The sequence below is a fragment of the Lacticaseibacillus suilingensis genome (assembly GCF_016861845.1).
GTDB classification, from domain to species: domain Bacteria; phylum Bacillota; class Bacilli; order Lactobacillales; family Lactobacillaceae; genus Lacticaseibacillus; species Lacticaseibacillus suilingensis.
This window is the reverse complement of record NZ_BOLV01000040.1, coordinates 1-6,042: the sequence shown is the minus strand read 5'-3', so window position 1 is coordinate 6,042 and position 6,042 is coordinate 1. Positions and strand designations below refer to the sequence as shown.

Annotated in this window: 7 protein-coding genes; 3 read left to right on the top strand and 4 right to left on the bottom strand. The window is 46.6% G+C overall.

All coding sequences use genetic code 11. The features are described 5' to 3' along the window. Window positions 1-379: 379 nt before the first annotated feature. From JUF11_RS12760 to JUF11_RS12745, 4 genes are read right to left on the bottom strand one after another with little or no spacing between them, the layout of a single operon-like run. On the bottom strand, window positions 380-1,225 hold the full coding sequence (locus JUF11_RS12760; protein WP_236000605.1) for a PTS system mannose/fructose/sorbose family transporter subunit IID: 846 nt from the start codon (window positions 1,223-1,225) through the stop codon (window positions 380-382). A gap of 19 nt (window positions 1,226-1,244) precedes the next feature. After that, window positions 1,245-1,979: a PTS mannose/fructose/sorbose/N-acetylgalactosamine transporter subunit IIC gene (locus JUF11_RS12755; RefSeq protein WP_125583055.1), complete on the bottom strand. Its 735-nt coding sequence runs from the start codon at window positions 1,977-1,979 to the stop codon at window positions 1,245-1,247. A gap of 17 nt (window positions 1,980-1,996) precedes the next feature. Then, on the bottom strand, window positions 1,997-2,455 hold the full coding sequence (locus JUF11_RS12750; RefSeq protein ID WP_204119893.1) for a PTS sugar transporter subunit IIB: 459 nt from the start codon (window positions 2,453-2,455) through the stop codon (window positions 1,997-1,999). Next, window positions 2,433-2,870, bottom strand: a complete 438-nt coding sequence (locus JUF11_RS12745) for a PTS sugar transporter subunit IIA (RefSeq protein ID WP_204119892.1) — start codon at window positions 2,868-2,870, stop codon at window positions 2,433-2,435. The genes JUF11_RS12750 and JUF11_RS12745 overlap by 23 nt, the downstream gene beginning before the upstream one ends. A gap of 198 nt (window positions 2,871-3,068) precedes the next feature. On the opposite strand from JUF11_RS12745, the gene JUF11_RS12740 reads away from it, so the two are divergent. The 3 genes from JUF11_RS12740 to JUF11_RS12730 all read left to right on the top strand — a co-directional run bounded on the left by JUF11_RS12740 (window position 3,069) and on the right by JUF11_RS12730 (window position 5,802). Further along, the gene (locus JUF11_RS12740; protein ID WP_125583049.1) at window positions 3,069-4,085 is read left to right on the top strand and encodes an SIS domain-containing protein; all 1,017 of its coding nucleotides are present in this window, start codon (window positions 3,069-3,071) and stop codon (window positions 4,083-4,085) included. Window positions 4,086-4,150: 65 nt separating this feature from the next. Next, window positions 4,151-5,008: a 6-phosphofructokinase gene (locus tag JUF11_RS12735; protein ID WP_204119891.1), complete on the top strand. Its 858-nt coding sequence runs from the start codon at window positions 4,151-4,153 to the stop codon at window positions 5,006-5,008. A gap of 29 nt (window positions 5,009-5,037) precedes the next feature. Continuing rightward, complete coding sequence (locus tag JUF11_RS12730) at window positions 5,038-5,802, top strand: GntR family transcriptional regulator (protein ID WP_125583044.1); 765 nt, start codon at window positions 5,038-5,040, stop codon at window positions 5,800-5,802. The last annotated feature ends 240 nt before the right edge of the window (window positions 5,803-6,042 follow it).

The window sequence follows — 6,042 nt, the reverse complement described above, 5'->3', positions numbered from 1 at the left end:
CACGCAAGGTCTTAGGCTGGAAGACACCATCGGAAGTCTTCATGGGCAAAAAGTTGCACTTGAGTTGACAATTCGTCACACAAAGAAAGCCGAAAGAAGCTAGGCCTCTTCGGCTTTTCAGCGTATCAAGAAGTCGACCAATTGTTAGCGGCATAGGCTACAACCACTAAACACAGTCACTTTGATCTACGCTTAATTTCAACTTTGCACCAGAACCTAAAATGGAACCGTCAAGTGTTTGTCGCGAGAATTACAAAATATATTTTTGAGAGCTTAGGTGATTTTATATTTGGACCGTTAGTTGAAATCAAAAACCCGATACCGACGCAAAGGCCGTCAGTATCGGGCTTTAAACTCTATGTGTAATTAAAATTGGTGATTAAGCTTTTAGGAATCCCAGGTATGCTCCGATGATGCTGAAGGCAAAAATGCCAAGGATGACCCAGATGACTTTAACTTTTTTCTTCAAGAGCCAGTAAACGAAGAAGGTCAGGCCCAATGCCAGAATCCCCGGGAAGATGCCATCAAGGATGCCCTGGATATCAATCTTACCGCCGGCAGTCTTAAATACCAGTGGAATGGTGAACTTGACTAGGGAAGAGGTCATTGATCCAATTGACATGAGACCAACAATTGAGGCTCCCATCGTGAAGATTCCGATTGAGTCACTTTCAAAGGCGTTTTCGATGGTCTTGGCCCCAGTCTTGTAGCCCAGATGCAAGGAACCATAGCGCCCGATGAAGTGAAGCGCTGTGTAAATCAGAAAATACAGAACAGGGCCGAGGATATTCCCAACGCTTGCAAGCGAAAGGCCAATTCCGGCAGCAATGACCCGAAAAGTCCCCCAGTAGAAGCTATCGCCAATCCCAGCCACAGGGCCCATTAAAGCCGCTTTAATCGATGAGATAGCCTCTGTATCAAAGTTATCGTCGCGGGCATTTTGCTCTTCCATCGCGAGTGACATGCCCATGATGAAGGGTGCAACGTGTGGGGTCGTATTGAACAATTCTGTGTTGCGATAGAGAGATTCGTACAATTTGTCATGCTGACCAGCATAGATTTTCTTCAGAGCTGGCAGCAGGGTGAACGAGTAGCCCATGCCTTGCATATCGGTGTATGACTCGGAGCCTTGAAGGGCAAAGGAACGCCAGAAGATTTTATGAAGATCCTTCTTGCTCAACATTGGCTCGAGTTTTTTTGATGTGGTGGTTGGATTGTCTGCCATCGTTGATCACACTCCTTTTCTAAGCCTGCAGGCCTTTTTTGTTCCGGTTCAAAACAAGTAGGGCAATCAGGACGGCGCCAACCGCAACACCGATTACTGGCATCTTGAGGTAGGCTGTCAACATATACCCAATGAAGAAGTAGGGGGCCAGTTTCTTACTGATCATGCCTTGGATCAACATTGCAAACCCGACGGCTGGCAACAATCCTGAAGCTACGGAGAATCCAGTCATGAGCTGTTCAGGCATGATATCTACTAGTCCTTTGGTGGCTGTAGCGCCAAGTTGGACGACAATAAAGGTAAGAATCCCAGCGGGTAATCGGAGAATTAGTGGGAAGAAATGCCACTCCTGGAATTTCTTGAGGTTCTCTTCTTTGATTGCCTTACGACCTTGAGCAATAGTGAATGAGTTCAGTGTGAATGCCAACATATTAAGACCTTGAGCAAGAACCGCAAAAGGCATGGCTAACGCAACAGCGACGCTGGCACCGGAACCGCTTTGAATAGCTAAGGCCGTAGCGATGGTCCCCGCAACACCAACGTCAGGGGGCAGGGCAGCGCCAATCGTGACAATACCAATGAACATGGCCTCAAGAGCAGCACCAATCAGAATACCGTCATGCAGATTACCTAGAATGAGGCCGACAATTGGACCGACAATAATAGGCCGGTTCATCATAGAAGCGCCGAAGTACCGTTCGTCAATGGTGGTAATATAGCCCACCAGAGCGATGAGGATATTTTGGATAATCATTGAAGATTGCCTCCTTTTCAGTATGGCTTTTCGCTAGATGTAGGTGTGGCTTGGATGACAATTTTGATACCTAGGTCTTTGATGCTTTGCAGATTGGTTTTATCTTCAGGTGTTAATGAGATGGCGTCCGAGATTCGTTCTTTGCCCTCGGCATAGCGAATACCGCCCAGGTTGAGTGAGGTAGGGGCTTCGTCGCCAAGATCATTCATGATTTGAAGCGCATATTTTGGGCTACTAGTTACAACCATGATGTTATGAGACTTAATGGGCTCATAGGTACTGGTAAAGTCTGTGCTAGCAATGATGTGAAGATCAACGCCAGCGGGCTTAGCCAAGCTAAGGATCATCTTTTTCATCGAATCCTTGGCCGAAGCGTCATCGACAACCATGATGTCGTCGGCTCCTACCGCTCTGGTCCATGCCATTGCGATTTGACCGTGAATAAGCCGATCGTCAATTCTGATTAGCTTGATCATTAAGATTAGCCTCCTCTAAAAGTGCACTACAGTTCATAATCGTCTGCTGATTATTCTTAAGGATGTCAGGCAAGGTCTTTTCAAACGCTGTATCGTCGCCTCTAAACATTGCAATCTCAAGTACAAGGGCAAGATTCATACCAGAAATAATTGTCACTTGGTCATATAAATTGTGTTCGGCAACGTAAGACATCCAACTATTATTAACACTACCACCTGGAATATCTGTGATGACGGTCACTTTTTGACCGTGCAACAACGCTAATCGTTGCTCGATATCCTGGTCGATATTATATTCAGGACTGGTGTAGGCACACATGGAAGACAGTTGAGGTAGCGTCCCGCCAATGTATTCCGCGCTTTTTTGCATACCCTCAGCCAGTTGCTGATGACTTGCGAGAATGATCTGTTGCAATTAGACACCTCCTTAATTGAACATTACCAGTGGTAACATGTTGCTAACAAAAGAGACATTTTACAAGACAATAGTAAGCGGTTGCAAAAACATTGTCAACCCGCTTGACGCATTTTTTTGAAGGTGATAACATCCAGTTGTAAACAAATGTGTTTACCTTTGGTAATCTTATTTCTGTATTTCTAAGGAGGACTTGCAATGCTAAATTTTGATCAGGATCGGTTTTTGAAGACGGAAACAGGCGCGGTGAAGACTAACGCCGAAATCCAGAGTGTGTTGGATCGCGAGCTGGATAGCGTTGATAACATCTACTTCATCGGTTCAGGTGGTGTGGGCATTCTCTTCGATTCAACCGTAGAATTCGCACGCTCCCGCAGCGCATTCCCATTCCATCGGGTTATTGCCGCTGAGTTCATGCTTCAGCCAAACAAGACTTTCTCTAACAAGTCACTTGTTGTCATTCCTTCATTGTCTGGGACCACTAAGGAAACCCTGGAACTCGTTAAGTATTGCGAAGAACACGATGTTCGGACGTTGGCCTTAGTTGGTAGCCCTGACACACCGCTTCAAAAAGAAGCCACCTATGCTATCTACAATGATGTGTTAGATGACACGAGTTCCGAAAACTACTACCTGCAAGGGTTGATGATTGTCTTGTACGTCATGCTGAAGAAGGGTGAAATCGACCAAGCTCAGTACGACAGCTACATTTCCGACTTTGAAAAATTGCCAGAAGCTTTACTGGCAGCAAAGAAGCAAGCAGAACCGATTGGTGAAGCATTTGCTAATGAACATAAAGAAACGCCATACCACATCATCACTGGGGCCGGCGACAGTTTTGCCGAAGCCTACTACTATGGCATGTGCATCCTCGAAGAAATGCAATGGATCAAGACGCGGCCAGTTCAGGCAGCTGACTTCTTCCACGGCACCCTGGAACTGATTGAAAAGGGCGTCAGTGTCATTATCATGAAGGGTGAAGATAAGTCCCGGTCCTTGTCTGATCGTGTTGAGCGCTTCGTTCCGAAGTTTACGGATCAAGTTACTGTTATTGATACTAAGGCCTATGACCTGCCAGGTATTTCCGAAAACACACGTGAGATTATTTCTTCCGTTGTGTTGGCTACCGTCTTGGAACGCTTCAGTGCTCACCTTGAAGTGGTTCGGGATCACCCATTGACCTTTCGGCGCTACTACAAGAAGATGGAATACTAATATTAACTAAAGTTTAGAAAAAGCAGCACCGCGTGATGCGGTGCTGCTTTGTTGGAGGCAGAGATATGCAGATTGGAGTACTTTGCAGCGGCGGCGACGCCCCTGGGATGAATGCAGCGGTCTTAGGGACCGCTGATACAAGTGAGGCTGAGGTTGTTTTTATTAAGAACGGGTACCGAGGCATCTACGAGAGAACCTTTGCCTTTCCTAATGCCATTGAGATTGAAGCTTCTCAAGCTGGTGCTGCGATTGGCACAGCGAGATTTGATGAATTTCGACAACCAAAGACAAGGGCGGAGATTGCTAAAATTCTCCATGAGGAAGGGCTCGACGCACTTGTCGTTGCCGGCGGTAATGGGTCATGGGAAGGCGCTCGCCTGTTGAAAGCAGAGACAGGATTTCCTGTGATTGTCGTGCCGGCGACGATTGATAATGACTTTCCCAACACTGATTACACGCTTGGCTTTGATAGTGCGCTCGACTGCATCTCTAATGCGGTTGATGATCTGATTCTTACCGCCCGGTCCCACCATCGGGTATTCTTGCTTGAGGTTATGGGCCGGAAAAGCTTTGAGCTGGCAGAGTCCGCAGCATACGCCAACTTCTCAATTCCGGTGCTTGATGAAAGTAAAGATAATTTAGATCGGATTGCTGAGAATGTGAACAAGCAGGGACGTTCCCAGATTCTGATTGTGCCAGAAGGACTGCCGGACAAGCAGGATGCGATCGAGTACTTGAGCGAGAAGATTGAATTAGAAACGAAGTATCTGAATCTTTCTTATCTGCAGCGGGGCGCAAAGCCTACAACCTATGATCGGTTAATTGGTCACAGGTTTGGTGCGGAAGCAATAAGTTACCTATTGGCAAACCAAGACGGGTACTTGGGTAGAAAAGATGGTAAAATAATGCTATCAAATTGGTAAGAAATCTGACGTAATTCAGGAGGAAATGTATGATTTATCAGGATATAAAGGCTCAGATTATACAGGATTATATAGCTCCTTCTGATGCGCCAGACATGCTGCCATCTGAACGAGAATTGTCAGAACGTTACTCTGTGAGCCGGCCGACCATTAGAAAGGCCTTGATGACGCTCTCCGATGAGGGCAAGCTAGACAAAGCCAGTGGCCGCGGCTATCTCCGTCGATCAACTAAGCCGAAGTATACAGACCATGAGTTGAATACCTTTATTGGTTTCTTTGAAGATGTTAACGAGCAAGGTAAGAATACTCACTCGAAGGTTATTCAGCAGACGGTGCAGCCGGCTTCTGCAGAAGTGGCCGAGCACCTTGCTATTGATGAAGGCGATATGATTTTCGTCCTAGAACGTATTCGCTTTGTTGACGACACGCCGGTCTGCATTGCTAAGTCATGCTTACCTTTAGCATTAGTGCCAGACATTGCCGACCATGACTTTACATCCGAATCTCTGTTTTCGGTCTTGGAGAATCAGGGCTTACAGCTTGCAGTGGCCGACCGTTCGATTGAAGTCGTGCGGCAGAGCACACGAGACAATCTTTACCTGTCGCTTGAGCCAGACGAGCCGATTATGAAGTTTAATAGCATCGGCTATACTAAAGAGCAAACGCCCTTTGAATATGAGACTTCTAAGTATCCAGCCTTCACCGTGAAGTTCGCCACGACCGTCAAGAAGCAGGCAAACAATGATGAGGGTACAACCTCAACCAACCTTAAGTTAACGCAGCCAAAGGATTAATGATCCGCGGGAGTTCAGTGACCTTCTGTTAGATGCGTGATTTATTTGCAAAAGGTGGTATACTGTAATCAGGAAATGATACATCGGTCTCGTGTCGGGGTGGTAACCGACATTAGGTCCGGCCCGGCGGGTGTCTTCGCAAGAAGGTACCCGTTTTTGTGTGCGACGAATTGTCAACTCAAGTGCAACTTTTTGCCCATGAAGACTTCCGATGGTGTCTTCCAGCCTAAGACCTTGCGT